The organism is uncultured Dechloromonas sp., from assembly GCF_945957265.1.
In the GTDB taxonomy this organism is placed as follows: domain Bacteria; phylum Pseudomonadota; class Gammaproteobacteria; order Burkholderiales; family Rhodocyclaceae; genus Azonexus.
The window spans coordinates 1-25,317 of sequence record NZ_CAMFKO010000050.1; the positions used below are offsets into that span (position 1 = coordinate 1).

General features: G+C 65.4%; 27 protein-coding genes, 1 tRNA gene and 1 riboswitch. Of the genes, 21 read left to right on the forward strand and 7 right to left on the reverse strand.

All coding sequences use genetic code 11. The annotated features are described in order from the left end of the window. The first annotated feature begins 72 nt into the window (after window positions 1-72). The 5 genes from Q0P59_RS18465 to infA all read left to right on the forward strand — a co-directional run bounded on the left by Q0P59_RS18465 (window position 73) and on the right by infA (window position 2,769). Window positions 73-1,041 carry an Lrp/AsnC family transcriptional regulator gene (locus Q0P59_RS18465; RefSeq protein WP_295009129.1) on the forward strand — a complete coding sequence of 323 codons (969 nt, stop codon included), beginning with the start codon at window positions 73-75 and terminating at the stop codon, window positions 1,039-1,041. Beyond that, the gene (locus tag Q0P59_RS18470) at window positions 1,034-1,492 is read left to right on the forward strand and encodes an AsnC family transcriptional regulator (RefSeq protein ID WP_295009131.1); all 459 of its coding nucleotides are present in this window, start codon (window positions 1,034-1,036) and stop codon (window positions 1,490-1,492) included. Before Q0P59_RS18465 ends, Q0P59_RS18470 begins: the two co-directional genes overlap by 8 nt. Next, window positions 1,489-1,968, forward strand: coding sequence for an Lrp/AsnC family transcriptional regulator (locus tag Q0P59_RS18475; RefSeq protein ID WP_295009133.1), 480 nt, complete (start codon window positions 1,489-1,491; stop codon window positions 1,966-1,968). Before Q0P59_RS18470 ends, Q0P59_RS18475 begins: the two co-directional genes overlap by 4 nt. A gap of 255 nt (window positions 1,969-2,223) precedes the next feature. Next, window positions 2,224-2,427: a cold-shock protein gene (locus Q0P59_RS18480; RefSeq protein ID WP_150429357.1), complete on the forward strand. Its 204-nt coding sequence runs from the start codon at window positions 2,224-2,226 to the stop codon at window positions 2,425-2,427. A gap of 84 nt (window positions 2,428-2,511) precedes the next feature. Further along, complete coding sequence (gene infA / locus Q0P59_RS18485) at window positions 2,512-2,769, forward strand: translation initiation factor IF-1 (RefSeq protein WP_295009135.1); 258 nt, start codon at window positions 2,512-2,514, stop codon at window positions 2,767-2,769. A 66-nt stretch (window positions 2,770-2,835) separates the two neighbouring features. Here infA and cphA (Q0P59_RS18490) read toward each other — a convergent pair whose 3' ends face one another. The 4 genes from cphA (Q0P59_RS18490) to Q0P59_RS18505 all read right to left on the reverse strand — a co-directional run bounded on the left by cphA (Q0P59_RS18490) (window position 2,836) and on the right by Q0P59_RS18505 (window position 10,572). Beyond that, entirely contained in the window at window positions 2,836-5,424 is a 2,589-nt protein-coding gene (cphA, locus tag Q0P59_RS18490; protein WP_295009137.1) for a cyanophycin synthetase, read from the reverse strand. A gap of 16 nt (window positions 5,425-5,440) precedes the next feature. Further along, window positions 5,441-7,684 carry a cyanophycin synthetase gene (gene cphA, locus Q0P59_RS18495; protein ID WP_295009139.1) on the reverse strand — a complete coding sequence of 748 codons (2,244 nt, stop codon included), beginning with the start codon at window positions 7,682-7,684 and terminating at the stop codon, window positions 5,441-5,443. A gap of 119 nt (window positions 7,685-7,803) precedes the next feature. Continuing rightward, window positions 7,804-8,274 (reverse strand): DUF1854 domain-containing protein, encoded by a 471-nt coding sequence (locus tag Q0P59_RS18500; protein ID WP_295009141.1) that lies wholly within the window; start codon window positions 8,272-8,274, stop codon window positions 7,804-7,806. A gap of 15 nt (window positions 8,275-8,289) precedes the next feature. Continuing rightward, on the reverse strand, window positions 8,290-10,572 hold the full coding sequence (locus Q0P59_RS18505; RefSeq protein WP_295009143.1) for an ABC transporter ATP-binding protein: 2,283 nt from the start codon (window positions 10,570-10,572) through the stop codon (window positions 8,290-8,292). A gap of 198 nt (window positions 10,573-10,770) precedes the next feature. On the opposite strand from Q0P59_RS18505, the gene nirJ reads away from it, so the two are divergent. The 8 genes from nirJ to Q0P59_RS18545 all read left to right on the forward strand — a co-directional run bounded on the left by nirJ (window position 10,771) and on the right by Q0P59_RS18545 (window position 16,710). After that, on the forward strand, window positions 10,771-11,910 hold the full coding sequence (gene nirJ, locus Q0P59_RS18510; RefSeq protein ID WP_295009145.1) for a heme d1 biosynthesis radical SAM protein NirJ: 1,140 nt from the start codon (window positions 10,771-10,773) through the stop codon (window positions 11,908-11,910). Then, window positions 11,907-13,505 carry a nitrite reductase gene (locus Q0P59_RS18515; RefSeq protein ID WP_295009147.1) on the forward strand — a complete coding sequence of 533 codons (1,599 nt, stop codon included), beginning with the start codon at window positions 11,907-11,909 and terminating at the stop codon, window positions 13,503-13,505. Before nirJ ends, Q0P59_RS18515 begins: the two co-directional genes overlap by 4 nt. Window positions 13,506-13,558: 53 nt before the next feature. Further along, window positions 13,559-14,002: a four-helix bundle copper-binding protein gene (locus Q0P59_RS18520; protein WP_295009149.1), complete on the forward strand. Its 444-nt coding sequence runs from the start codon at window positions 13,559-13,561 to the stop codon at window positions 14,000-14,002. A gap of 170 nt (window positions 14,003-14,172) precedes the next feature. Then, window positions 14,173-14,257: transfer RNA gene (locus Q0P59_RS18525), tRNA-Leu, on the forward strand. Window positions 14,258-14,354: 97 nt separating this feature from the next. After that, window positions 14,355-14,927 carry a pseudouridine synthase gene (locus tag Q0P59_RS18530; RefSeq protein ID WP_295009151.1) on the forward strand — a complete coding sequence of 191 codons (573 nt, stop codon included), beginning with the start codon at window positions 14,355-14,357 and terminating at the stop codon, window positions 14,925-14,927. Next, window positions 14,924-15,367: a DUF192 domain-containing protein gene (locus tag Q0P59_RS18535; RefSeq protein ID WP_295009153.1), complete on the forward strand. Its 444-nt coding sequence runs from the start codon at window positions 14,924-14,926 to the stop codon at window positions 15,365-15,367. The genes Q0P59_RS18530 and Q0P59_RS18535 overlap by 4 nt, the downstream gene beginning before the upstream one ends. After that, complete coding sequence (locus Q0P59_RS18540; protein WP_295009155.1) at window positions 15,367-15,948, forward strand: chorismate lyase; 582 nt, start codon at window positions 15,367-15,369, stop codon at window positions 15,946-15,948. The genes Q0P59_RS18535 and Q0P59_RS18540 overlap by 1 nt, the downstream gene beginning before the upstream one ends. Before the next feature lie 92 nt (window positions 15,949-16,040). Then, window positions 16,041-16,138: riboswitch (cyclic di-GMP riboswitch) on the forward strand. Window positions 16,139-16,146: 8 nt separating this feature from the next. Then, window positions 16,147-16,710, forward strand: a complete 564-nt coding sequence (locus Q0P59_RS18545; protein WP_295009157.1) for a hypothetical protein — start codon at window positions 16,147-16,149, stop codon at window positions 16,708-16,710. A gap of 21 nt (window positions 16,711-16,731) precedes the next feature. Here the strand turns inward: Q0P59_RS18545 and Q0P59_RS18550 are convergent, their stop codons facing one another. From Q0P59_RS18550 to xseA, 3 genes are all read right to left on the reverse strand, one after another. Further along, window positions 16,732-17,268, reverse strand: coding sequence for a YkgJ family cysteine cluster protein (locus tag Q0P59_RS18550; RefSeq protein WP_295009159.1), 537 nt, complete (start codon window positions 17,266-17,268; stop codon window positions 16,732-16,734). Between the two features lie 82 nt (window positions 17,269-17,350). Beyond that, complete coding sequence (locus tag Q0P59_RS18555) at window positions 17,351-17,935, reverse strand: Fe-Mn family superoxide dismutase (protein WP_295009161.1); 585 nt, start codon at window positions 17,933-17,935, stop codon at window positions 17,351-17,353. Between the two features lie 39 nt (window positions 17,936-17,974). Continuing rightward, on the reverse strand, window positions 17,975-19,321 hold the full coding sequence (xseA, locus tag Q0P59_RS18560; RefSeq protein ID WP_295009163.1) for an exodeoxyribonuclease VII large subunit: 1,347 nt from the start codon (window positions 19,319-19,321) through the stop codon (window positions 17,975-17,977). Between the two features lie 289 nt (window positions 19,322-19,610). Here xseA and Q0P59_RS18565 point away from each other — a divergent pair, with 289 nt between their 5' ends. The 8 genes from Q0P59_RS18565 to Q0P59_RS18600 all read left to right on the forward strand — a co-directional run. Continuing rightward, window positions 19,611-20,216 carry a MotA/TolQ/ExbB proton channel family protein gene (locus Q0P59_RS18565; protein WP_150429371.1) on the forward strand — a complete coding sequence of 202 codons (606 nt, stop codon included), beginning with the start codon at window positions 19,611-19,613 and terminating at the stop codon, window positions 20,214-20,216. Between the two features lie 3 nt (window positions 20,217-20,219). After that, window positions 20,220-20,633 (forward strand): biopolymer transporter ExbD, encoded by a 414-nt coding sequence (locus tag Q0P59_RS18570; protein WP_295009167.1) that lies wholly within the window; start codon window positions 20,220-20,222, stop codon window positions 20,631-20,633. Next, the gene (gene lpxK, locus Q0P59_RS18575) at window positions 20,633-21,634 is read left to right on the forward strand and encodes a tetraacyldisaccharide 4'-kinase (protein WP_295009169.1); all 1,002 of its coding nucleotides are present in this window, start codon (window positions 20,633-20,635) and stop codon (window positions 21,632-21,634) included. Before Q0P59_RS18570 ends, lpxK begins: the two co-directional genes overlap by 1 nt. Beyond that, window positions 21,615-21,791: a Trm112 family protein gene (locus tag Q0P59_RS18580; RefSeq protein ID WP_150429374.1), complete on the forward strand. Its 177-nt coding sequence runs from the start codon at window positions 21,615-21,617 to the stop codon at window positions 21,789-21,791. The genes lpxK and Q0P59_RS18580 overlap by 20 nt, the downstream gene beginning before the upstream one ends. Further along, window positions 21,791-22,576: a 3-deoxy-manno-octulosonate cytidylyltransferase gene (kdsB, locus tag Q0P59_RS18585; RefSeq protein WP_295009171.1), complete on the forward strand. Its 786-nt coding sequence runs from the start codon at window positions 21,791-21,793 to the stop codon at window positions 22,574-22,576. The genes Q0P59_RS18580 and kdsB overlap by 1 nt, the downstream gene beginning before the upstream one ends. 75 nt (window positions 22,577-22,651) lie before the next feature. Beyond that, window positions 22,652-23,305, forward strand: a complete 654-nt coding sequence (gene adk / locus Q0P59_RS18590; protein ID WP_295009173.1) for an adenylate kinase — start codon at window positions 22,652-22,654, stop codon at window positions 23,303-23,305. An 11-nt stretch (window positions 23,306-23,316) separates the two neighbouring features. Continuing rightward, the gene (locus tag Q0P59_RS18595) at window positions 23,317-24,576 is read left to right on the forward strand and encodes a 6-phosphofructokinase (protein WP_295009175.1); all 1,260 of its coding nucleotides are present in this window, start codon (window positions 23,317-23,319) and stop codon (window positions 24,574-24,576) included. Between the two features lie 29 nt (window positions 24,577-24,605). Beyond that, on the forward strand, window positions 24,606-25,317 hold a 712-nt coding region (locus Q0P59_RS18600), incomplete at its 3' end, for a sodium/proton-translocating pyrophosphatase (RefSeq protein WP_295009177.1).

Here is a 25,317-nt window from a genome sequence, read left to right on the forward strand (position 1 = left end):
GTTGGGCGAGATCGCGGCGGATAGCCCGTCCGGCATCTTCTTCACATCGCGCGCCGTGCGCATTGGCTTCTGATGGACGATACCCTCGACTTTCATCTGCTGAACGATTTCCAGCGCGATTTTCCGCTCTGTCCGGCCCCCTTTGCCGAACTGGCGTCGCGGCTGGGTGTTGCCGAAAAAGTGGTGCTCGGGCGCCTCGACAACCTGCGCCGGGAAGGGAAAATCTCCCGGGTCGGCGCGGTCTTCGCGCCCAAGCGCATTGGTGCCTCGACGCTGGCAGCCATGGCCGTGCCGCCGGAAAAACTGGCGGCGGTGGCGGCAGCGGTCAACCGCTTCCCGGAGGTCAACCACAACTACGAGCGCGAACATCGCTACAACCTGTGGTTTGTCGTCACGGCAGCCAGCGAGGGACGCCTGCAGGCGACGCTGGGCGCCATCGAGCAGGCCGCCGGCTATCGCCTGATGCCCCTGCCCCTGCTGGAAGAGTTCCATATCGACCTCGGCTTCTCGCTCGCCGGCGACCGGCGCAAGCGCGAAGTGGCGGCCGTTCCGGTAGCCCCCGTGCAGCCTATCGGCGAAATCGAGCGGCGCCTGATTTCGGTTCTGCAGGAAGGGCTGCCGATGTTCATCCGGCCCTTCCAGCTGATCGCCAGTCGTGTCGGCAGTTCCGAAAGCGACGTGCTGGGCCGCATCAGGAGCTGGCTGGAGGAGGGGGCGATCAAGCGTTTTGGGGTCGTCGTTCGCCATCACGAACTCGGTTTTCGGGCCAATGCCATGCTCGTGCACGACATTCCCGATGAGCGGGTGAACGCCCTCGGCCGTGCCCTGGCCGACGAGCCGGCGGTGACCCTGTGCTACCGCCGGCCACGCTGCCTGCCGGACTGGCCGTACAACCTGTTCTGCATGATCCACGGCAAGGCGCGCGACGAAGTCGAGGCGATCATCGCCAGCCTGCGCCAGCGCCATGGTCTCGACGACTGCGCCCACGAAACGCTCTTCTCGCTGACCCGTTTCAAGCAGAACGGGGCGCGCTATGCCTGAACTCGACGCCATTGACCGCGCCATCATCGATACCCTGCAGGGCGATTTTCCGCTGACCGAACGCCCCTATGCCCTGGCGGCCGAACGCCTGGGCATAGTCGAGGCCGATCTGCTGGCGCGCCTGGAACGGATGCTCGCCGCCAAGGTGCTGACGCGCTTCGGCCCCATGTTCCAGATCGAGCGGATGGGGGGCGCCTTCGTGCTGGCGGCGCTGGCCGTTCCCGAGGATCGCTACGAGACGGTGGCCGCCCAGGTCAACGCCTTGCCGCAGGTGGCGCACAACTACCGGCGCGAGCACCTGCTCAACATGTGGTTCGTGCTGGCCACCGAGAAGCCGGGCGGGATTGCCGAAGCCGTCGCGCAGATCGAGGCGGAGACCGGGCTGCCGGTGCATGCCTTTCCCAAGGAACGGGAGTATTTCGTGCAGATGCAACTGGAGGCCCGGGTATGATCGGCGACGACATCGACCGCGCCTTGATCGTGGCCACGCAAGGCGGCCTGCCGCTGGTCGGTGAGCCGTATCGCGCGCTGGGCGAAGGCCTGGGCATTTCGGCCGGCGAGGTGATCGAGCGGCTCGGACGGATGCTCGAGCGCGGGGTGATCCGGCGCATAGGCGCGGTGCCCAATCACTACGCCATTGGCTGGACGGCCAATGGCATGACGGTCTGGGATGTCGATGACGCCGAGGTCGACCGCCTGGGCGGCCTGGTCGGCTCCCTGCCCTTCGTGACCCACTGCTACCGCCGGCCGCGTTCCCTGCCGGCCTGGCCCTACAACCTGTTCGCCATGGTGCATGGCAGCTCGCGGGACGAATGCGCGGCCAAGGCCGGGGAAATCCAGGCCTTGCTCGGCGCCGCCTGCCGGGCCAGCGACATCCTGTATTCGACGCGCATCCTGAAGAAAACCGGTTTGCGCATCGGCGCCTGAACCGGGCCATTCCGGCGGGCAAGCGGCCGGAAAGGGGGACGATCCGCCAATTATTTGCGGGCTGGCGACCGAATTCGTTTGCCATCCACCCGGATAGTGCGTATTGTGCACTGCAGCGAATTTCAAGTAGTGTTGTTGTCTCGTTGGTTTAGTTCCCGTACTTCTGCGGCGCCATTCCCGCATTCTTACCTCGCCGTCTTGATCTCGCCCCATGCAAAGGGGCCATGCCCCGTAACCAACTCGGAGATTCAAGATATGGCACAAGGTACCGTCAAGTGGTTCAACGATTCCAAAGGTTTTGGCTTCATCACCCCGGATGGTGGTGGCGAAGACCTGTTCGCGCATTTCTCGGCCATTCAGTCGCAAGGTTTCAAGACCCTGGCCGAAGGTCAGCGCGTCAGCTTTGAAGTGACCACCGGCCCGAAGGGCAAGCAGGCCAGCAACATCCAGGCTGCCTGATCTTTGGAGCGGACGCGTCGGCGTCCGCTTTCCTGCGTGGCCCGACGTTCGTCGGGCTGCCTCATCCCCTGAATGGAGGCCGCCATGGCCAAAGAAGAATTGCTAGAGATGCAGGGCGTCGTTTCGGACGTCATGCCCGACTCCCGCTTTCTCGTCACGCTGGAAAACGGTCACACGCTGATTGCCTACACGGCTGGCAAGATGCGCAAGCATCACATCCGCATTCTCGCCGGCGACAAGGTGACGCTCGAGCTGTCGCCCTACGATTTGAGCAAGGGGCGCATCACCTTCCGCCACATCGAAGGACGCACGCCCCCGGCGCCCCGCGTCAGGCGCACCTGACCCGCGCTTGATCGAAAGCTGAAAAAAGCCCGGCATGTGCCGGGCTTTTGCTTTCCAGGGGGCGGCTCAGGCCGTTTCGGCGATGCGCCGGCCGATATGGGCCAGCGCTTCCTCGACCTGGTCGATCAGGATCAGGCAGAGATCGCCCGGTTGCAGGCGTTCCAGCGCCAGATCGATGGCATTGAATTCGCCGGTGATCTCGTCGATGCGTTTGGTGCGTCGAGCCCCCTTCAGGCCGTCGCGCAACAGGGCGACGACTTCGCCGTCCTCGCGGCCGCGCTGGCAGGCGTCCTGGTAGAGGATGGCATCGTCGAAGGCGTTGCCGAGAATCTCGGTCTGCTGGCGGATGTCCTCGTCGCGCCGGTCGCCGGCACCGCTGATCACCACCGAGCGGCGCACCGCCGGCATGCCTTCGACGGCCTGGACCAGGGCCTGCATGGCATCCGGGTTGTGGCCGTAGTCAGCGATCAGCGTGGCGCCCTTGTAGTCGAATACGTTGAAGCGGCCCGGCGCGGTGGCGGCGTCGCTGACGAAGCCGGCCAGCGCTTTTTCGATCACCGTCCAGTCCAGTCCCAGCGCCCAGCCGGTGGCGGTGGCCGCCATGGCGTTCTCGACCTGGAAGCCGATGCTGCCGTTGCGCGTCAGCGGGATCGCCGAGAACGGAATGCGATAGCTCTTGCGCCCTTCCTGGCAGACGATGCCTTCGTCGTTGGCATAGACGACGCGCTTGTTCTGGGCGCGATGCGTGGCGAGCACCGGATTGGCCTTGTCGCGGGCGAAGAAGATGATGTTGCCCGGGCAATGCGCGGCCATGCGCGCCACCTGCGGGTCGGCCGCGTTGAGGACGGCCATGCCGTGCGGGGCGACGTTCTCGACGATGACGCGCTTGACCACGGCCAGTTCGTCGACCGTCGTGATGTAGTTGAGGCCGAGGTGGTCGCCGATGCCGATGTTGGTCACCACGGCGACATCGCACATGTCGAAGCCCAGGCCTTCGCGCAGCACGCCGCCGCGGGCGGTTTCGAACACGGCAGCATCGACGTCCGGATGCATCAGCACGTTGCGCGCGCTGCGCGGGCCGGAACAGTCGCCGTCGTCGATCTGCCGGCCTTCGATGTAGACGCCGTCGGTGCTGGTCATGCCGACACGCTGGCCGTTGGCTTCGAAGATGCGGCCGATCAGTCGGCTGGTCGTCGTCTTGCCGTTGGTGCCGGCGATGGCGACGATGGGGATGCGGGCGTTGTCGGGCTTTCCGTCGGGGCCGGCGGGGAACATCATGTCGACGATGGCCTTGCCGACATCGCGGCCCTTGCCGAAAGAGGGATCGAGGTGCATGCGCAGGCCGGGGGCGGCATTGACTTCGACGATGCCGCCGCCCTGGTCTTCGAGCGGCTTGAGGATGGTGTCGCAGACGACGTCGATGCCGGCGATGTCGAGGCCGACGGTCTGCGCGGCGGCGACGGCGGCGGCGGCGAGGTCGGGATGCACGTCGTCGGTGACGTCGGTGGCGGTGCCGCCGGTGGACAGGTTGGCGTTGTTGCGCAGGATGACGCGGGCGCCCCGCTGCGGAACGGTCTCGGCGGTATAGCCTTGCTCGGCCAGGCGGGCGATGGCGATTTCGTCGAAGCGGATCTTGGTCAGCGACGTGGCATGGCCGTCGGAGCGGCGCGGGTCGCTGTTCACGATATCGACCAGCTCGCGCACGGTGTGCTTGCCGTCGCCGATGACCAGCGGCGGATCGCGCCGGGCGGCGGCGATCAGCTTGTCGCCGATGACCAGCAGGCGCCAGTCGTGGCCGGGCAGGTACTTCTCGACCATGATGTCGTCGCGGAACTCGATGGCGACGCGGTAGGCCTTGCGTACCTGCTCCTCGCTCGTCAGGTTGACCGAGATGCCCTTGCCCTGGTTGCCGTCCTGCGGCTTGACGACGACCGGCAGGCCGACTTCCTGGGCGGCGGCCCAGGCATCGTCCTCGTCCTCGACCGGGCGGCCGAAGGGCACGGCGACGCCGGAGGCGTGCAGCAGGTTCTTGGTCAGTTCCTTGTCCTGCGCGATCGATTCGGCGATGGCGCTGGTGAAGCTGGTTTCAGCAGCCTGGATGCGCCTTTGCCTGCTGCCCCAGCCGAACTGCACCAGGCTGCCCTGGGTCAGGCGGCGGATGGGGATGCCGCGGGCCAGGGCGGCCGACACGATGGCGCCGGTCGACGGGCCGAGGCGGATGTCCTCGTCGAGGTCGCGCAGTTCCTTCAGCGTGCCGTCGAGATCGAAGGGCGTGTCGTTGAGCGCGGCCAGGCACAGCTTTTCGGCGTATTCGAAGGCGAGGCGGCCGACGTCCTCCTCCGAGTATTCGACGACGACCTGGTAGACGCCCTGGTCGACGGTCTGAGTCGTCCGGCTGAAGGTCACCGGGCAGCCGGCCTGGGCTTGCAGGCCGAGGGCGCAGAATTCGAGGGCGTGGGCGACCGAGACGGTGTCGAGGTGGTCGGAGGGGATGAGGTCGCCGAGTTCCGGGAAGCGCTCGCGCAGGCGGGCTTCGAAGCCGGGCAGGTCGGCGATGGCGATTTCGGCCCCGTCGCAGCGGACGATGGCCTGGATGGCAGTGTGGCGGCTCCACAGGTTGGGGCCGCGCAGGGCACGAATGCGGGAAACGTCCATGACGCGATGTTCCTTGTTATTTCACGGCCGCGCGCAGCGGCTTCTTGGCCTGGATGGGCAGCAGGGCTTCCGGCTCGGGCAGGTCGAGGCCGAAGGTCTTGACGCCGGTGGCGATGACTTCCTGGGTCAGGCCCAGCGCCCAGCCGGCGGCGACGGCGGCGAGCACGTTGGCGATGTCCTCGGCCTTCTTGGTCTTGCCGATGGCCGGGACGTCGCCGAGGCGGCAGATGCGGATCTCGTCGCCGCCGGTGCGCAGGATGATGCGCCCGTCGGCCACCGTGACGCCGCGCTTGCCGGCGGCGAAGTGCTCGGCCAGCTTGAGGCAGGACGGGTCGGCGGTGAAGAAGATGACCTCGCCGTCGCACAGCTCGGCGAAGTCGGCGACCAGCGGATCGGAGGCGTTGAGCACGGCGTAGCCGGAGGGCAGCACGACATCGACCTGGGTGCGGTAGATGGAGCGCGGCGTGGTGTAGTACTCGCCGCCGGTCGGCTGCACGTTCCAGCGCGACAGGTCTTCGTCGTCGGCGGCGATGTTGGTGATGACGCCCACCGAGCAGCGGTCGTAGGCCAGGCCCTGGCCGAGGATGACCTCGGGGCCGTTCTCGATGACGGCGGCCTCGATGGCGCGGTTGAGCAGCAGACGGCGGCCGGCCGACCAGTTGGCGGCATCGCTCTTCTGCACCTGGCGGCGGTTCTGGAACAGGCCGTCGCTGCAGGCCAGCCCGGTGTAGGCGCCGGAGAGGTAGAGCAGGTGGGCGACCAGCCTGGCGACGGCGGTCTTGCCGTGGGTGCCGGAGACGCCGACCAGCGGCACGCGGCCGGTCTGGCTGGCGGAGAACAGGTTGTCGACGATGGCCTGGCCGACCGGGCGCGGCTTGCCGACGCCGGGCTTGATGTGCATGAGCAGGCTGGGGCCGGCGTTCACCTCGACGATGGCGCCGCCCTGGGCGGCCAGCGGCTGTGAGATGTCGGAGCAGACGAGGTCGATGCCGGCGATGTCGAGGCCGACGACGCGGGCGGCCAGCGAGGCGATGGCGGCGGTCTCGGGATGGACTTCGTCGGTGCAGTCGAAGGCGTGGTTGGCGTTGCGCTGGATCAGCACTTCGCGGCCGCTTTCCGGCACGCTGTCGGCGGTCAGCTTCTGGCGGTCCAGTTCCATCTGGGCGGCGGTGTCGATGCGGATGATGGACAGCGGGTGCAGTTCGGTCGTGCCGCGGCGCGGGTCGATGTTGATCTGGCTGTCGATCAGCTCCTGCACGGTCGATTTGCCGTCGCCGGTGACGGTGATCAGGTCGCTGCGGTTGGCGGCGACCAGCTTGCCGCCGATGACCAGCAGGCGGTGCTCGATGCCCTGGATGGAGCGCTCGACCAGCACGCCGGAGCCTTCCTCGACGGCGATGGCGTAGGCCTTGCGCACGTCGTCGGCGCTCTTCAGGTCGATGAACACGCCGCGGCCGTGGTTGCCGTCGGTCGGCTTGACGACCACCGGGTAGCCGATGTCGTCGGCGGCCTCGCAGGCGTCGTCGGCGCTGTCGACCTCGCGGCCTTCCGGCACCGGGACGCCGACCGAGGAGATCAGTTCCTTGGTCAGGTCCTTGTCGCGCGAGATGGTCTCGGCGATGGCGCTGGTGCTGTCGGTCTCGGCCGTCCAGATGCGGCGCATCGCGGCGCCGTAGCCGAGCTGGACGAGGTTGCCGTCGTCGAGCAGGCGGATATGCGGAATCTTGCGCGCCTCGGCGGCATTAACGATGGCGGCGGTCGACGGGCCGAGGTACTTGCGGTCGACCTTGCGGCGCAGCGGCCTGATCGCTTCGGCGATGTCGAACGGATCGTCATGGATGGCGGCGAGCAGCAGTTCGCGGCCGATCTCCAGCGCCGAGCGGGTGCATTCCTCGTGGAAATTGCTGACCACCAGCTTGTAGACGCCGCGCGTCGTCGTTTCTCGGGTGCGGCCGAAGCCGTCGGGCAGGCCGGCCAGCGTCATCAGTTCGAGCACGACGTGCTCGAGGATGTGGCCGGTCCACGTGCCTTCCTTCAGGCGCTGCAGGAAACCGCCGCGCACGTCGTAGTTGCAGCGGTGCTCGATCAACCCGGGCAGCCAGGCTTCGAGGCGCTCGTAGAGGCCGGGAATCTTGTCGGAGGGGTAATCCTCGAGTTCGCCGATGTCGACCCAGGTCTCGATGCACGGCGGGTAGGTCCAGATGCTCGGCCCCTTGAGGGAGATCGAGTCCTTGAAAACGATGTCTTGTCTTTTTTTCATGTGTTCTGCTTTGGCCGGTGGGCCCGGCAATGATCACGAGGTTATTTCGACATTATTAACGCTTTCACGCCGTTTGCGGCTGACGCCCGTGCAAAATTGTCACACTTGCGTACAGGCCGTTACAGGAAGCGGTCGAGCAGCTTGCGGCTGTGCTTGTCGAGGGTTGTCAGGTCGCGGACCAGGAACTGGATGCCGTTGGCGTCGGCGATCAGCAGGCGCGTCTGCGACAGGCGGCGGATGTCTTCCTCGCCCTTGAGGACGAGTTCGGCCTGGCCGCGATTGGTCTGCACCTGCCAGGTGCTCGGGCAGGCGAAGCCGGAGACGCCCACGATGCGTTCGACTTCCGGCACGAACTCGCGGCTGCGCAGGTCGGCCTCGACGATTTCGCGCAGGGCCGGGGGCAGGTCGGCGACGCGGTCGACCCAGCCCACCTCGTGGCCTTCGAAATTGATCAGCGACAGGCCTTCGTCGGGCGCGGCGATGGGGAAGGCGCGCACCGGCGTGACGCCCTCGTGGCGGACACCCTGGGCGTCGGTCAGGACCAGCCGGCCGAAGTTGTCGCAATGCAGTTGGAAATTGATGTTGGACATGGCTCGTTTGGCAGCTTATTCGGCGTGGGCTTTCGGGAGTTCGGGGGCGCGCGGTAGCGTGTCCTCGGTATCGACGTTGCGGGCCTGCGCCATGTACAGCTTGTGGTAGTGGCCTTCGGCTTCCATCAGCTGGTCGTGGTTGCCAATCTCGACGATCTTGCCGCGATCCATGACGACCAGCCGGTCGGCCTTGCGCAGCGTGCTCAGGCGGTGGGCGATGGCGATGGTGGTGCGGCCCTTGACCAGGTTGTCGAGCGCCTTCTGGATTTCCTTCTCGGTCTCGGTGTCGACCGCCGAGGTCGCCTCGTCGAGGATCAGAATACGCGGGTCGATCAACAGCGCGCGGGCGATCGAGATGCGCTGGCGTTCGCCGCCGGACAGCCCCTGGCCGCGCTCGCCGACCAGCGAATCGTAGCCGTGCGGCAGGCGCAGGATGAATTCGTGGGCGTGGGCGGCGCGGGCGGCGGCGATGATTTCCTGGCGCGTCGCGTTCGGCTTGCCGTAGGCGATGTTGTCGGCGATGGTGCCGAAGAACAGGAAGGGCTCCTGCAGCACCAGGCCGATGTGCTGGCGGAACTCGGCGACCGGCACCGAGCGCACGTCGGTGCCGTCGATCAGCACCTGGCCCTCGGACACGTCGTAGAAGCGGCAGATCAGGTTGACCAGCGTCGACTTGCCGGAGCCGGAGTGGCCGACCAGGCCGATCATCTCGCCCGGCTGGATGACCAGGTCGACATCCTTGGTGACGGCGCGCGTGCCGTAGCGGAAGCCGGCTTTCTTCAGCTCGATGCGGCCCTTGACGCCGGACAGGTGCACCGGCTTGCTCGGCTCGGGCACGCTGGAGACGTGGTCGAGGATGTCGAAGATGCGCTTGGTCGACGAGGCGGCGCGCTGGGTGGCCGAGACGATGCGGCTCATCGAGTCGAGGCGGGTGTAGAAGCGGCCGATGTAGGCGAGGAAGGCGGTCAGCACGCCGACCGTCGAGTCGCCCTTGGAAATCTGCCAGATGCCGAAAACCCAGACGACGAGCAGGCCGATTTCGGTGAGCAGCGTGACCGTCGGCGTGAACAGCGACCAGGTCTTGTTCAGCTTGTCGTTCATCTGCAGGTTGTGCTCGTTGGCGGCGCGGAAGCGGTCGCCCTCGCGCTTTTCCTGGGCGAAGGCCTTGACGACGCGGATGCCGGGGATGGTGTCGGCCAGCACGTTGGTCACTTCGGCCCACACGCGGTCGATCTTCTCGAAGCCGGTGCGCAGCTTCTCGCGCACGAAATGGATCAGCCAGCCGATGACCGGCAGCGGCAGCAGCGTGACCAGCGCCAGCCACGGGTTGATGCTGAACAGGATGACGGCGGTCATCGTGATCATCAGCACGTCGGTGGCGAAATTGAGCAGGTCGAGCGACAGGAAGATGTTGATGCGGTCGGTCTCGTTGCCGATGCGCGCCATCAGGTCGCCGGTGCGCTTGCCGCCGAAGTATTCCAGCGACAGCCCGAGCAGGTGCTCGTAGGTCTGCGTGCGCAGGTCGCGGCCGATGCGTTCGGAAACCAGCGACAGGATGTAGGTGCGTATCCAGCCCAGCACCCAGGCCAGCATGGCGGCGCCGAGCAGGCCGCCGAGGTACATCGAGACCAGTTCCCAGTCGATCGGCTTGCCGTTCTGGAAGGGAATCAGCACGTTGTCCATCAGCGGCATGGTCAGGTAGGGCGGGACCAGCGTCGCGGCCGTCGAGGCCAGGGTCAGCGCGAAGCCCATGAACAGCTGCCAGCGGTACGGCCGGGCGAAGCGCCACAGGCGGAACAGCGTCCACGTCGACGGGGAGGCGGTCGATTCGCGGTTGCACACCGGGCATTCGTCTTCGCCGGCCGGCAGCGGAGTCTTGCATTTCGGGCAGACATCCTCGCTCGGGCGGGCGACCGGCTGGCCGGACGCCGCGCTGTCGCGGTGCAGGTCGAATTCGGCGATGACGCGCAGGGCGGCGAGGTTGCGGGCCAGGGTATAGCGCCAGTTGGCGAGGCGTCCGCCGTCGTCGATCAGTTCCAGCGTGCCGACGCCGGCGTGATCGTGGTGGTTGAGCTTGAGGCCGGCCCGCAGCGGCCATTCCTGCCAGTCGTTGCCGCCGGCGTGGCGGGCCAGGAGGCGGCGGTCGGTGACGACGATCAGGCCGTCGGCGAAGGTCAGGTCGCGATCCAGGTCGGTTTCCAGGCAGGCCTGGACCTTTTCGCCGGAAGCCAGCCGGGATTCCACGTCGGTCGCCCAGCGACCCGGGATGGCCGGCTCATTGCCGGCAATGCTTTGCACGTTCGAAGTCATCAAAAAAGTATACCGCTTATGGTTCCAGCCCTGTTAACGACCTCGCCCGCATCGCGATGACCGGCGGGCGAAAATTGGTCGCCCCGGGCTGGCGTCAAATGCTTAGCTGGCATAGCGTTGATGCACGTCAAGGTTGCCCGGAGCGCCTTGCGATGCAATAGCATCCATTCTCGACAAAGGGTTTTCATGTTCCGTATCTCGCAATACATGCAGGAAATCGCGGCGCCGACGCCACTCGGTCCCAAGCGCAATCCGCCCGGCCCCGTCGTGATCTGGAACCTGATCCGGCGCTGCAACCTGACCTGCAAGCACTGCTATTCCATTTCGGCCGATACCAATTTCCCCGGCGAGCTGTCCTACGAGCAGGTGTGCACGGTCATGGACGACCTCAAGAGCTTCCGGGTGCCGGTGCTCATCCTGTCGGGCGGCGAGCCCCTGCTGCGCCCGGACATCTACGACATCGCCAAGCGCGCCAAGGCGCTGGGCTTTTATGTCGGGCTGTCGTCCAACGGCACGCTGATCGACGAGCAGAACATCGACCGCATCGCCGAATGCGATTTCAACTATGTCGGCGTGTCGCTCGACGGGCTGGGCGCCACCCACGACAAGTTCCGGCGCCTGGATGGGGCTTTCGACGCCTCGCTCAAGGGTATTCGCCTGTGCCGCGACCTCGGGTTGAAGATCGGCGTCCGCTTCACGATGACGCAGGACAATGCCCACGACCTGCCCGGCCTGCTCAAGCTGGTCGAGGACGAGGGCATCGACCGCTTCTATTTCTCGCACCTGAACTATGCCGGGCGCGGCAACAAGAACCGCAAGGACGATGCCCAGCACAAGCTGACCCGCTGGGCGATGGACCTTCTCTTCGACACCTGCTGGGATTACCGGCAGCGCGGCCTGGACAAGGAATTCACCACCGGCAACAACGATGCCGACGGCGTCTATTTCCTGCACTGGGTGCGCGCGCGCTTCCCGGACAGGGCGGCGCACGTCGAAGCCAAGCTGCGCCAGTGGGGCGGCAATTCGTCGGGTATCAACGTCGCCAACATCGATAACCTGGGCAACGTCCATCCGGACACCATGTGGTGGCATCACACCCTGGGCAACGTCAAGGAACGGGCTTTCTCGCAGATCTGGCCCGATACCTCGGATGCCCTGATGGCGGGCCTCAAGCGTTATCCCAGGGCGGTCGAGGGGCGCTGCGCCAGCTGCGCCTACCTGCCGATCTGCAACGGCAATACCCGCGTGCGCGCCCAGCAACTGACCGGCAATCCCTGGGCCGAGGACCCGGGTTGCTATTTGAGCGACGAGGAGATCGCGGCATGACTCTGAAGACCTTGGGCAAAGTGCTGATTCCGGCCGGTTTTGCCGCCTGCACCCTGCTGGCGATGGCCGATCTGGCCCAGGCGGCGGATGCGCCGGCCGCTTACAAGCAACATTGCGCTTCCTGTCACGGCGAAGCGCGGCTGGGCGGCCTGGGGCCGGCGCTGATCCCGGAAAACCTGGCCCGCCTGCGCAAGGCCGAGGCCGAGAAAGTGATCCGGGAAGGCCGTCCGGCGACGCAGATGCTCGGCTTCGGCGACCGCCTGTCGGCCGACGAGATCAAGGCGCTGGTCGACTACGCCTACGCGCCGATCACCCCGATGCCGGCCTGGGGCGAAAAGGAAATCACCGCCTCGCGCATCGTGCTGGAGGCGAAGCCGCTGCCCGACAAGCCGGTGTTCAAGGCCGACCCGCTCAACCTGTTCGTCGTGGTCGAAAGCGGCGATCACCATGTGTCCATCCTCGACGGCGACAAGCTGGAACCGATCCACCGCTTCCAGTCGCGTTTCGCGCTGCACGGCGGACCGAAATTCACGCCGGACGGGCGCTACGTCTTCTTCGCCTCGCGCGACGGCTGGATCACCAAGTACGACCTGTGGAACCTGAAGGTGGTCGCCGAGGTACGCGCCGGCATCAATACGCGCAACGCGGCGGTATCCGGCGACGGCAAGTGGGTGGCCGTGGCCAACTACCTGCCGCACAGCCTGGTCATTCTCGATGCCGACCTGAACCTGAAGAAAATCCTGCCGGTCACCGACAAGGACGGCAAGACGACGTCGCGCGTTTCAGCCGTCTACGACGCCTCGCCGCGCCAGAGCTTCGTGGCCGCGCTGAAGGACGTGAAGGAAGTGTGGGAGGTGTCGTACAACCCGAAGGCCGACGAGATTCCGGCTGGCATGATCCACGACTTCAAGTATCGCGAGGGCAGCTTCGTTCCCGGCTTCCTCAACCCGCAGCGCAGCCAGCTCGACGATTACCTCGACGACTTCTACTTCACCCAGGGCTACGACGAGGTGATGGGGGCGTCGCGCAACGACGCGAAAAGCGCGGTCAGCGGCCAGGTGGTCAATCTCGATGCGCGCAAGAAGGTTGCCGACCTCGAACTGCCCGGCATGCCGCACCTCGGCTCCGGCATCAGCTGGAAATGGAAGGATGCGAACGGCCAGGAGCGCACGGTCATGGCGACGCCGAACCTCAACGAGGGCATCATCAGCATCATCGACATGCAGACCTGGAAAACGGTCAAGCAGATCAGGACGCGTGGCCCCGGCTTCTTCATGCGCAGCCACGAGAACAGCCGCTACGCGTGGACCGATTCGATGATGAGCCGGGAGTTCAAGGACACCATGCAGATCATCGACAAGGACAAGCTCGAGGTCGTCGCCGAACTGAAGCCGGAACCGGGCAAGACCTTTGCCCACGTCGAATTCACCAAGGATGGCAAGTACGTGCTGGCCAGCCTGTGGGAAATGGATGGCGCGCTGATCATCTACGATGCCGTGAGCCTGAAGGAAGTGAAGCGCCTGCCGATGAAGAAGCCGGTCGGCAAGTACAACATCTGGAACAAGATCACCAAGTCCGAGGGAACCAGCCACTGAGGCATCGCCCCGGTCGCTCCCGTCCGAACCGCACACAACGAAGGAATCCATTCATGGAAAGACGCGAAGTCCTGAAAACCGTGGCAGCCACCGTCGCCGGCGCAATCTCCAGTGCCGCACTGGCCGCCGATCACGATCACCATCATGCGCCTGCCGGGATGGCGCCGCGCAATGCCGGCCTGATCGCCGCCAGCGCCGACTGTCTCAAAACCGGCGAGGCCTGCCTGGCCCATTGCCTGTACCTGCTGGGCAACGGCGACCGCGAGATGGCCGCCTGCGCCCAGTCGGTCAATGAACTGCTGGCCTCCTGCACCGCCCTGATGAAACTGGCCGGGCAGGATTCGAAGCATGTTCCCGGCTTCGCCAAGCTGGCGGCAGAAATCTGCGCCAGCTGCGAGAAGGAATGCCGCAAGCACGAGAAGCATCACGCCGAATGCAAGGCCTGCGCGGATTCCTGCGCCGCCTGCCTGAAGGAGTGCAAGCGCGCGCTCGCCTGAGTCGCCGATGCTTGTCGAGGCCCCGCCGATGGCGGGGCTGCTTCGTTCACAGGGTGCGTTTGCGGGGCAAGGCGGCAATTTGCCGACAGCCTGTTAACGCGCCGCCGGTTTTTGGTTAGAATTGCGCCCCCTTCGATGTATCCCGCATTCCGGCAACGCCGGATGTTCCAGCCTTGGTGGTGAAATTGGTAGACACGCTATCTTGAGGGGGTAGTGGCGCAAGCTGTGCGAGTTCGAGTCTCGCCCAAGGCACCAATTGCTTTTGCCGGTTTGGCAGAGCGTGATCGCCGGATACTGTTCGCGGTCGAAATCGGCGAAAATCGGGGTTTTCTTCGGTTTTCGTTCGCCCGCCGTGTCCTCCCTTCTCCTGTTCAACAAGCCCTACGGTGTGCTCAGCCAGTTTACGCCGGAGGGAAAGTGGCGGGCGCTGAACGCCTTCATCACGGTCAAGGGCGTCTACGTCGCCGGCCGGCTCGATGCCGACAGCGAGGGATTGCTGCTGCTGACCGACGACGGGAAGCTGCAGGCGCGGATCGCCGACCCGAGGCACAAGCTGGTCAAGACTTACTGGGCGCAGGTCGAAGGCATTCCGGACGAGGCGGCGCTGGATCGTCTGCGCGCCGGCATCGAGCTTTCCGATTTCACGGCGCGGCCGGCCGAGGTGCGCCGGATCGACGAACCCTCCGGATTGTGGCAACGCGATCCGCCGATTCGCTTCCGGGCGGCGATTCCGACCGCGTGGCTGGAAATCAGGATTTCCGAGGGCAAGAATCGCCAGGTGCGACGGATGACGGCTGCCATCGGGTATCCTACGCTGCGACTGATTCGGGCGGCGATCGGTTCGGCCACTCTGGACGGCTTGCCGCTCGGGCAATGGCGCCGGATCGACGGCGGCTACAAGGATTTGCAAGGACTGCTGGAATGAACAAGACCGTGATGGCCGGACTGGCCGTATTGACCTTCGCCGGCGGCGCGCTGGCGCAATCGGCGATGCCCGTGCTGGAGCTGACGAGCGGCATGTATCGCATCGAGGCCGAGGTCGCCGCGACCGACACGCATCGTCAGCTCGGCCTGATGAATCGCAAGAGCATGCCGCAGCAGCATGGCATGTTGTTCGTGTTCAATCACGAAAACACGCATTGCATGTGGATGCGCAATACCCTCCTGCCCCTGTCGGTGGCCTTCATGGATGCCAGCGGCACGATCATCAATATCGAAGACATGCAGCCGCAGACCGAGGACAACCACTGTGCGCGCCGCCCGGCGCGTTTCGCGCTGGAAATGAATGCCGGCTGGTTCGCCCAGCGCGGCATCAAGCCCGGCACGAAGATATCGGGTATCGACAAGGCGCCGCGTCCGCAGTAATGAAGCGCAGCAACTGGCGGCCGCGCCTCGCCGGCCGGCCGCAATCCCTTCTGTCTCCCATTCTGCGCTCGTGGCTGACCGAGCCGGGTTCGTTGACGGCGCGCTGCCTGAGATCCAGCCGGCATTTCAGCGTCCGCCTGCTGCGCTTCGGCAAGGGCCGGGCGCTCGCCGACGAAGCCGTCGACGGCGGCTGCGACGGCGCCCTGGCCTGGGTGCGCGAGGTGGTGCTCAGCTGTGACGGCAAGCCGGTCATCTTTGCGCACACCACGCTGGCGGCTTCCGGAAATGGCCGCCTGACCCGCTGGATGGCCCGCCTCGGCTCGCGTTCCCTGGGCTCTCTGCTGTTCGCCTACCCGGGGTTCACCCGCGGGCGAATCGAATTCCTGCGTCTCGACGACCGCCATCCGCTGTATCGACGGGCGGCCGCCTTGTGCTCGCCGCCGCGGCACCTCTGGGCGCGACGTTCGCTGCACCGGCTGGATGGTCAGCAGGTCCTGGTGACCGAGGTATTTTTGCCGGACATACTCAGCCTGCTGCCGACGACCGGCTTGCCAAAAGTTTTTGGCTTTGAGTTGACATAGATCAATTATTTTATAAAAATAAAGCCAATGGTGCTTTATTTAACAAAATCACCAGCCAGGGGAATGGACTCAACTCAAGCGAATCCGTTCTGATCCGAAAAAGGCACACCCGACCGAAAGGCGGGGTCGCAAAGTCACCGGTCTACCGGGCGAAGCTTCGGCTTCTCCCCACGATAGCGGGATTGCCGGAGGTTCTTCATGGACGCTTTTCGCCATGTCGTTCGCCACGTCTTGTTGGTGCTCTTGTTCGCAGTCTCCGGCAGCAGTTCCGCGGATATTGCCGATCCCGCCTCTGAGGGTACGCGCTGGGCTTGCTGGTATGCCCCGGCTCAATTGACCGTGCAGTGCCTGCTCACCCGCGCCCCGGCCAATGGCCATGCCCTGCGGGCGGCCGAAGTCGCCAGCCGCATGGACCGCCGCCTGCCCGCCCTGGTGAAGATGATCTGGGGCAGCCCGGAGCAACTGGCTGGCGACCGTATCAGCATTCCCTTGATGAACGTGCCGTTCGAAATGAAGTTCGTCGGTGTTCTTGCCAAGTCGGTGATGTGCGGGTCGCGCAAGGATTGCTCGGTGCATTTCGACAGCAATCCCGACGGCCTGGCCCCGGTCCGCGCCGCGGCCATCGAATCCGGCCGCAGCGAAGCGGAGGTCATGGCCGAAATGAGTGCCCAGGGCATCCGGCTGGCGCAGTCCGAGGTCGAGCCGGAATATGCTGCCCCGGCGCCGGTCAGGAAGCTGCCGCGCGGGATGCTGCGCGGCTAAACCAAATTCCCGGGGCGGGTTTCAGTTGCGCCTGGTGCCCGGTTTTTTCACCGATAGCGTCACCAGGAACGGGAATTCGTCGTCCGCTGTATGGGTGATGCGATAGGCGGGGCCGAGGGCGCGGGCGATCCAGGTTTTCAGCGCCTTGAGGTCGACCGCTTCGCAGCGCAGATCGGCGATCAGGTCGCCTCGGTCTTCATAGACCGGAAAGTCCGTGCAGCCGACGGGTTTCAAATGTTGGCCGTAGATTCGGCACGACCCGTGAGCGTCGTCGTAGGCCGGGCAGGGTTTGCCGTGCACGTAGTAGCGGCCGCCGCTTTCGCGGATTTCCTCCGGTCCCTTGCCGGCCGACAGGGTCTTGTCGAAGGCCGGCCGTGATTCCTGGACATGCCAGAGCGTCTTGATCTGCTTCCACTCCAGGTCGAGCACCAGCGTTTCGAGCTTGCAGCACGGCTGCGAACAGCCCGGGCAGTGCGGAATGATCTCGGCCGTCTGGTAGGCCGCGGCGGCAGCGGCCAGTTCCTTGGCGAGAAGGCGGCGGGCGTTTGGTGGCGTCATCGGAAAATGGGCAGGGGGCGGCAAAACAGGGGGAACAAAAAAGGGAGCCCGACGGCTCCCTTTCCTTGCATCGACGGATCGATCAGGCGAAGTTGGCTTCGACGAAGGACCAGTTGACCAGCGAGGCCAGGAAGGTCTCGACGAACTTCGGACGCAGGTTGCGGTAGTCGATGTAGTAGGCGTGTTCCCAGACGTCGACGCAGAGCAGGGCCTTGTCGCCGGTGGTCAGCGGGGTGCCGGCGGCGCCCATGTTGACGATGTCGACGGAACCGTCGGCCTTCTTGACCAGCCAGGTCCAGCCGGAACCGAAGTTGCCGACGGCGGAGGCCTGGAAGGCGGCCTTGAAGGCATCCAGCGAACCCCACTTGGCGTCGATGGCGGCAGCCAGGGCGCCGGTCGGGGCGCCGCCGCCGTTCGGCTTCATGCAGTTCCAGAAGAAGGTGTGGTTCCAGACCTGGGCGGCGTTGTTGTAGATGCCGCCGGCCGGGGCCTTCTTGACGATGGCTTCGAGGTCGAGGGCTTCGTACTCGGTGCCCTTGATCAGGTTGTTCAGGTTAACGACGTAGGCGTTGTGGTGCTTGCTGTAGTGGTAGTCGAAGGTCTCGGCCGACATGTGCGGAGCCAGGGCGTCCTTGGCGTACGGCAGCTGGGGCAGTTGATGTTCCATTGGTATTCTCCGTTGTATTTGAGGGGTGAAACGAAAATTCTAGTCAGCTTCCGGCGTCGCGACAACCCGATCTACCTTTGCCGTGGCGGCACCCTGGGCAAAACTCAAGCGCAGGGTATCGCCGGGGGCCAGGTCGACGGCATTGCGGACCGCGCGACCGTCCGGACCGATGGCCAGTGCGTAGCCGCGTTGCAGCACGGCATGCGGGTCCAGCTGCTTCAGACCGCTGGCGAGCGAATTAAGTTTCCCGGAATGTTCGGAAATTCGCCAGGCGAGCTGTTTACCGAGTCGGTAGCGGGCATGTTCCAGCTGGCTGCCCAGGCGGTCGAGGCGGGGGCGCGCACCCAGCTGGCGCTGCTGCAGGGTATCGCTCAGCAGGTGCAGGCGGTCGATCTTGCCGCGCCAGGCACGGCCCAGCTGGGTGCCGAGGGCGCCGATTTCCTGCTGGCGCTGGCGCAGGCGGTCGGCGGGATGGGTGAGTCGGGAGCCCAGCCAGTCCAGCTGTTGGCGAAGGTCGGCCAGCGTGCGCTCGGTCTGTCGCCGCAGCTGGCTGTCGAGCCGTTCCAGGCGGGCGAGCAGATCGTCGCGCTCGGGGCTGACCAGCTCGGCTGCGGCGGTGGGCGTCGGGGCGCGCAGATCGGCCGCGAAATCGGCGATGGTGAAGTCGGTTTCGTGGCCGACGCCGGAGATGACCGGGATTGTCGAGGCGCGGATGGCGCGGGCGACGCATTCCTCGTTGAACGACCAGAGGTCTTCGATGCTGCCGCCGCCGCGGCACAGGATCGTGACCTCGCAATTGCTGGCGCTGGCTTGCGCGAGCGCTTCGGCGATCCGGAGCGCCGCGCCTTCGCCCTGAACCGGGGTGGGAAAGAGGGTGATGCGCAGGTGCGGCGCCCGCCGGTGCAAGGTGGTCAGCACGTCGCGCAGGGCGGCGGCCTGCGGGCTGCTGACGATGGCGACATGGCGGGGGAACCCGGGGAGCGGGCGTTTGGCCGCGGCGGCGAAAAGGCCCTCGGCCTCGAGTTGCGCCTTGAGCCGGAGAAAGCGTTCGAACAGGTCGCCCTGGCCGGCGCGCCGGATGGCCTCGATATTGAGCTGGAACTCGCCGCGCGGCTCATAGAACGAGACGAGGGCCCGGGCCTCGATCTTCTGGCCGTTTTCCAGCCGCCAGCCGAGCAGCTGCGCGCGGTTGCGCCACATCACGCAGCGTACCTGGGCCGCGGCATCCTTCAGCGAGAAGTAGACGTGGCCGGATGCCGCGTAGGTCAGGTTGGATATCTCGCCGCCGACCCAGGTAAGCGGAAAGGCGGTTTCGAGGCAGTCGCGGACCAGGCGGTTGAGGCTGGAAACGCTGAGTACGGAATTGCCGGCAGGCGGGGTTGGCATCGACATCCCGCCATTGTAGCGCGTGAGCTGCGGTACGGGTTCGGGCTTGACAGATTGAAAATCATCTAAGTTGTTGATTTTTATGTGTGACAAACGATGTGCCTCGTTTTTTGGCAGAGCAGGCAAAGTCCTTTGGTGGAGGGGGGTTAGCGCGCTTGATGACAAGACATTCACAGACTTATCCACAGGTTTTGGGGATAAGCCGCGGAACGGCGATTGTGCGCCGCTTGCCCTGATACGGGGGGCAGGGCAGAATTACAGGTTAAATTTCCACCGAGGATAGCCACAAGTGATTGAAATCGTGAAGGCGGCCGGCTGGCCCATCTGGCCCCTGTTGCTGGCGTCAGTGATCTCCGTAGCCCTGATCATCGAGCGCCTGGTTGCCTTGCGCCGCGTCAAGGTGGTGCCTGCCGGCCTGCTCCAACGCGCCGTCGGCGAATTCAAGCGGGGCGCCAACAACGACAAGCTGCTCGAAGAGCTGGAGCGCCATTCGCCGCTCGGCCGCGTGCTGTCGGCCGGCCTGCGCAACGTCAATGCCTCGCGCGAGATCATGAAGGAATCGATCGAGGAATCCGGCAATGCCGTCTCGCATGATCTGAATCGCTACCTGACGACGCTCGGCACCATCGCCTCGATCAGCCCGCTGATGGGCCTGTTCGGCACCGTGGTCGGGATGATCGAAATCTTCGGCTCCCAGTCGCCGACCGGAACCAACCCCCAGCAGCTGGCGCACGGCATCTCGGTGGCCCTGTACAACACCGGTTTCGGTCTGGTCATCGCCATTCCCAGCCTGATCTTCTGGCGCCACTTCCGCGCCTTGGTTGACGGCTTCGTGGTCGAGATGGAGCAGCAGGCTGTCCGTCTCGTCGAGTACATGCACGGCGACCGGACCTGAGCGATGAATTTCCAGCGCGGTCGTGGCCGGGAAGAGCCGGAAATCAACCTGATCCCCTTGATCGACGTATTGCTGGTGATCATCATTTTCCTGATGCTGACCACCACCTACGCCAAGTTCTCGGGGCTGGAAATCAACCTGCCCACGGCCGATGCCAGCAAGCAGGCGGAACAGCCTAACGAAGTCAGCGTGGCGGTGACGGCCAGCGGCCAGGTGCTGATCAACAAGTCGCCGCTGGCGGCTTCCGACGTCAAGAGCATTGCCGATGGCTTGCGCCGTGCAGCCGGCAGCCGGGAAGACCCGTTGATCATCATCAATGCCGATGCCAAGGCGACCCACCAGAGCGTCGTCGATGTCATGCAGGCAGCGCAAACGGCGGGCTACCCCCATATCTCGTTCGCGACGCAGAATCGCTGATGTTCGCGCGCTGGCTGCAGCGGCAATGGTTTGAACGACGCCGGCTGACGCCGGCGTTGTGGCTTTTTGCTCCCCTGGCCGGCATCTATGCCGGCCTGAGCCGGCTGAATCGCTTCTTTGCCAGGCCGACACGCCTGTCGGTCCCGGTCGTGGTGGTCGGCAACATCACCGTGGGCGGCGCCGGCAAGACGCCGCTGACCCTGTGGCTGGCCGGGCAGCTGCGCCAGCGCGGCTGGTATCCGGGGGTGGTCAGTCGCGGTTACGGGCGTGCCGGGGACGAGGTGCGCGCGGTGCATGCCGATTCGACGCCGGAAGCGGTCGGCGACGAGCCGCTGCTGATCGCCCGGCGCAGCGGCCTCCCGGTGTGGGTCGGGCGCCGTCGCGCGGCAGCCGGCCAGGCCTTGCTCGAGGCGCATCCGGACGTCGATGTCGTGCTCTGCGACGACGGCTTGCAGCATCATGCGCTGGCCCGCGATGTCGAACTGGCCGTCTTCGACGCCCGGGGCGCCGGCAACGGCTGGCGCCTGCCGGTCGGGCCGCTGCGCGAGCCGCTGTCGCGCCTGGCCTCGGTCGATGCGGTGGTCTTCAATGGCACCCGCTCGGTCGCTGCCGGCATCCCGGTCCCATGCTTTCAGATGCACCTAAAACCCGGTCGCTTCTATCGCCTGGGCGATCCGCTGCAAACCTGCCCGGCCGAAGCGCTGCGGGCGCGGGGCAGGCTGCACGCCCTGGCCGGAATCGGCAATCCGGAGCGCTTTTTCGCGACCTTGAAAGCATTGGGGCTGGATTGCGCAGCGCATCCGTTTCCGGATCATCACCGCTACACGGCGGCGGATCTGGCCTTTGCCGAAGGCGGCATCCTGCTGATGACCGAGAAGGATGCAGTAAAATGCGCGAATCTACCGGTAGGCGAGGCATGGGTCTTGCCCGTCGAGGCCGAACTGCCTTCGGCCCTCATTGATCACATTGTGGAGAAACTCCGTGGACGCCAGGTTGCTTGATATTCTCGTCTGCCCGATTTGCAAGGGTAATCTCGAACACCGCAAGACCGAGAAGGAACTCGTCTGCAAGCCGTGCAAGCTGGCTTTCCCGATCCGCGACGATATCCCGATCATGCTCGAGGACGAGGCACGGCAGTTGCCCGCGGACGCGCAATAATGTCCGGACTGGCCTTCAAGGTCGTCATTCCGGCACGCTACGCGTCGACCCGCCTGCCGGCCAAGCCGCTGCTCGACCTCGGCGGCAAGCCGATGGTCGTCCGGGTGGCCGAGCGGGCCCGCCGGTCGGGCGCCGAGGAAATCTGGGTGGCCACCGACCACCTCGAGGTGCGCGCCGCCGCCGAGGCGCACGAAGTGGCCGCGGTGATGACGCGCAGCGATCACCCGACCGGCACCGATCGCCTGGCCGAGGTGGTCGAGCAACGCGGCTGGGGCAGCGACACCATCATCGTCAACGTGCAGGGCGACGAGCCGCTGATCGAGCCGGAGGTCATCCTGCAGACGGCGCGCCAGCTGGCCATCAGCGGCGCCGATATCGCGACGGTCGCCCACCCGATCGCCGACGCGGCCGATTTCTTCAATCCGAACGTGGTCAAGGTCGTCTGCCGGGCCGACGGCGACGCCGCCTATTTTTCGCGGGCGCCGATTCCCTATGCGCGCGACCATTTCGCCCGCGAGGGCGGCGGCGAGACCTTGCCGGCCCATTTCCCGGCCTATCGCCACGTCGGTCTTTACGCCTACCGCGCCAGCTTCCTGAAGGCCTACGCCGGCCTGTCGGTGGCGCCCACCGAGCAGTTCGAATCGCTCGAACAACTGCGTGCGCTGTGGCACGGCTACCGCATCAGCGTGACGCTGATCGACGCTGCCCCGGCCCCCGGCGTCGATACGCCGGAGGATGCCGAACGGATGCGCAAACTGTTTGACCGTGCCGGAAATAGCGAGTAATTTTCAAATTTCATCGAACGGCCGCCACGACGGCCGACAACAAGAATTCCGAGTCAAAAACCAGAGGGACTATTCATGAAGTTGATTTTGTTGGGCGCTCCTGGCGCCGGTAAGGGAACGCAAGCTACTTTCATCAGCAAGGAGTTCGGCATCCCGCAAATCTCCACCGGCGACATGCTGCGCGCCCAGGTCAAGGCCGGCACCGCGCTCGGCCTCGAAGCCAAGAAGCACATGGACGCGGGCGGCCTGGTGCCGGACGCCGTCATCATCGGCATGGTCAAGGATCGCCTGACCCAGGACGACTGCAAGAACGGCTACCTGTTCGACGGTTTCCCGCGCACCATCCCGCAAGCCCAGGCCATGAAGGATGCCGGCGTGCCGATCGAGTTCGTGCTCGAAATCGACGTGCCGGACAGCGACATCGTCACCCGCATGGCAGGCCGTCGTGCCCACCTGGCTTCCGGCCGTACCTACCACGTCGTGTTCAACCCGCCGAAGGTCGAAGGCAAGGATGACGTGACCGGCGAAGACCTGGTCCAGCGCGACGACGACAAGGAAGAAACCGTCAAGAAGCGCCTCGAAATCTACCACTCGCAAACCAAGCCGCTGGTCGATTTCTACAGCAAGTGGGCTGCCGAAGGCGATGCCAAGGCGCCGGCAGTGCGCAAGGTTGCCGGTGTCGGCAATGTCGATGCGATCACCAAGAGCGTTTTCGACGCACTGAAATAAGGGAGTGAAAAATGGCGGTGAAGAATGCCTTCTACGCACAGTCAGGGGGCGTCACCGCCGTTATCAATTCGACGGCCTGCGGCCTGATCCAGGAAGCGCGCCGTCATCCCGACCGGATCGGGAAGGTCTACGCCGGGCGTGACGGCATCATCGGCGCGCTGACCGAAGACCTGATCGACACCAGCCTTGAGACCGACGAGGATATCGCCCGCCTGCGCCACACGCCGGGCGGCGCTTTCGGTTCCTGCCGCTACAAGCTGAAAAGCCTCGAACAGCACGGGGCGCAGTACGAACGCCTGATCGAGGTGTTCAAGGCGCACGACATCGGCTATTTCTTCTACAACGGCGGCAACGACTCCATGGACACCGCCTGGAAGGTGTCGCAGATCGCCGAGAAGATGGGCTACCCGGTGGTGTGCGTCGGCGTGCCGAAGACGGTCGATAACGACCTGCCGCATACCGATTGCTGTCCCGGCTTCGGGTCGGTCGCCAAGTACGTGGCGACCTCGATCCGCGAAGCCGGCTACGACGTCGCGTCGATGGCGCGCACTTCGACCAAGATTTTCGTGCTCGAAGTCATGGGCCGCCACGCCGGCTGGATCACCGCCGCCTGCGGCCTGGCTTCGGGAAATGCCGGTGAGCCGCCGCACATCCTGCTGTTCCCGGAAGTGCCCTTCGACCCGGAGCGTTTCCTGGCCCGCGTCGATGCATGCGTCAAGCAATACGGCTACTGCACGGTGGCCGTGTCGGAGGGTCTGTCGGATGCCACCGGGAAGCTGATCGCCGAGTCCGGCACCAAGGACGCTTTCGGACATTCGCAACTGGGTGGCGTCGGCCAGGTCGTGGCGCAGCTGATCAAAGACAAGCTGGGCTACAAGTACCACTGGGCACTGGCCGATTACCTGCAACGCTCGGCCCGCCATTTGGCGTCGAAGACCGATCTCGAGCAGGCGCACGCCCTCGGCGTTGCCGCCGTCAGTCTGGCGCTGCAGGGCAAGAACGCGGTGATGGCGACCATCGAACGCCTGGCCGACCAGCCGTATCGCTGGCAGATCGGCGACGCCCCGCTGGCCGAGATCGCCAACGTCGAACGCAAGATGCCGCCGGAATTCATTTCGGCGGATGGCTTCCACATTACCGAGGCCTGCCGGACCTACCTGCAGCCCTTGATCGCCGGGGAGGAGCCGCCGCCGTACCGCGACGGTTTGCCGGATTACATCCGCTTGAAGAATATGGCCGTGCCGAAGAAGCTGGAGGCATTCGCCGTGTGATTTTTTTGTAAGCCACGGAGGGGAGAGCAATGAGTACAGCGTTGTTACTGGCGCTTGGTTGCGCCGTGTTGGCAGTCCTGTATGGCTGGATTTCCAGCCAACAGATCCTCGCGTTGCCGGCTGGCAACGAGCGCATGCAGCAAATCGCGAAGGCGGTGCAGGAGGGGGCGGCAGCCTACCTCAGCCGACAGTACAAGACCATTGCGATTGTCGGCGTCATTCTCTTCCTCGTCATCGGCCTGGTGCCCAAGCTGGGTTGGCTGACCGCCTTCGGCTTCCTGATCGGGGCCGTGTTGTCCGGCGCGGCCGGCTTCATCGGCATGAACGTTTCGGTGCGCGCCAACGTGCGCACCGCCGAAGCGGCCCGCGGCGGCATCGCCCCGGCCCTGGCCGTGGCCTTCAAGGGCGGCGCCATCACCGGCATGCTGGTGGTCGGTCTGGGCCTGCTCGGTGTGGCAGGCTACTACGCCTTCCTCAAGGCGACGCTGGGCGGCGCCGACCTGCACCATGTCATCGAACCGCTGGTCGGCCTGGCCTTCGGCTCGTCGCTGATCTCCATCTTCGCCCGTCTCGGCGGCGGCATCTTCACCAAGGGCGCCGACGTCGGCGCCGACCTGGTGGGCAAGGTCGAAGCCGGCATTCCGGAAGACGATCCGCGCAACCCGGCGGTGATCGCCGACAACGTCGGCGACAATGTCGGCGATTGCGCCGGCATGGCGGCCGACCTGTTCGAGACCTATG

Bases quoted from the DNA above. Each gene is read 5' to 3' on its own strand.
- Q0P59_RS18465 (WP_295009129.1), top strand. From the start codon at position 73: ATGGACGATACCCTCGACTTTCATCTGCTGAACGATTTCCAGCGCGAT.
- Q0P59_RS18470 (WP_295009131.1), top strand. From the start codon at position 1,034: ATGCCTGAACTCGACGCCATTGACCGCGCCATCATCGATACCCTGCAG.
- Q0P59_RS18475 (WP_295009133.1), top strand. From the start codon at position 1,489: ATGATCGGCGACGACATCGACCGCGCCTTGATCGTGGCCACGCAAGGC.
- Q0P59_RS18480 (WP_150429357.1), top strand. From the start codon at position 2,224: ATGGCACAAGGTACCGTCAAGTGGTTCAACGATTCCAAAGGTTTTGGC.
- infA (WP_295009135.1), top strand. From the start codon at position 2,512: ATGGCCAAAGAAGAATTGCTAGAGATGCAGGGCGTCGTTTCGGACGTC.
- cphA (WP_295009137.1), bottom strand. From the start codon at position 5,424: ATGGACGTTTCCCGCATTCGTGCCCTGCGCGGCCCCAACCTGTGGAGC.
- cphA (WP_295009139.1), bottom strand. From the start codon at position 7,684: ATGAAAAAAAGACAAGACATCGTTTTCAAGGACTCGATCTCCCTCAAG.
- Q0P59_RS18500 (WP_295009141.1), bottom strand. From the start codon at position 8,274: ATGTCCAACATCAATTTCCAACTGCATTGCGACAACTTCGGCCGGCTG.
- nirJ (WP_295009145.1), top strand. From the start codon at position 10,771: ATGTTCCGTATCTCGCAATACATGCAGGAAATCGCGGCGCCGACGCCA.
- Q0P59_RS18515 (WP_295009147.1), top strand. From the start codon at position 11,907: ATGACTCTGAAGACCTTGGGCAAAGTGCTGATTCCGGCCGGTTTTGCC.
- Q0P59_RS18520 (WP_295009149.1), top strand. From the start codon at position 13,559: ATGGAAAGACGCGAAGTCCTGAAAACCGTGGCAGCCACCGTCGCCGGC.
- Q0P59_RS18535 (WP_295009153.1), top strand. From the start codon at position 14,924: ATGAACAAGACCGTGATGGCCGGACTGGCCGTATTGACCTTCGCCGGC.
- Q0P59_RS18540 (WP_295009155.1), top strand. From the start codon at position 15,367: ATGAAGCGCAGCAACTGGCGGCCGCGCCTCGCCGGCCGGCCGCAATCC.
- Q0P59_RS18545 (WP_295009157.1), top strand. From the start codon at position 16,147: ATGGACGCTTTTCGCCATGTCGTTCGCCACGTCTTGTTGGTGCTCTTG.
- Q0P59_RS18550 (WP_295009159.1), bottom strand. From the start codon at position 17,268: ATGACGCCACCAAACGCCCGCCGCCTTCTCGCCAAGGAACTGGCCGCT.
- Q0P59_RS18555 (WP_295009161.1), bottom strand. From the start codon at position 17,935: ATGGAACATCAACTGCCCCAGCTGCCGTACGCCAAGGACGCCCTGGCT.
- xseA (WP_295009163.1), bottom strand. From the start codon at position 19,321: ATGCCAACCCCGCCTGCCGGCAATTCCGTACTCAGCGTTTCCAGCCTC.
- Q0P59_RS18570 (WP_295009167.1), top strand. From the start codon at position 20,220: ATGAATTTCCAGCGCGGTCGTGGCCGGGAAGAGCCGGAAATCAACCTG.
- lpxK (WP_295009169.1), top strand. From the start codon at position 20,633: ATGTTCGCGCGCTGGCTGCAGCGGCAATGGTTTGAACGACGCCGGCTG.
- kdsB (WP_295009171.1), top strand. From the start codon at position 21,791: ATGTCCGGACTGGCCTTCAAGGTCGTCATTCCGGCACGCTACGCGTCG.
- adk (WP_295009173.1), top strand. From the start codon at position 22,652: ATGAAGTTGATTTTGTTGGGCGCTCCTGGCGCCGGTAAGGGAACGCAA.
- Q0P59_RS18595 (WP_295009175.1), top strand. From the start codon at position 23,317: ATGGCGGTGAAGAATGCCTTCTACGCACAGTCAGGGGGCGTCACCGCC.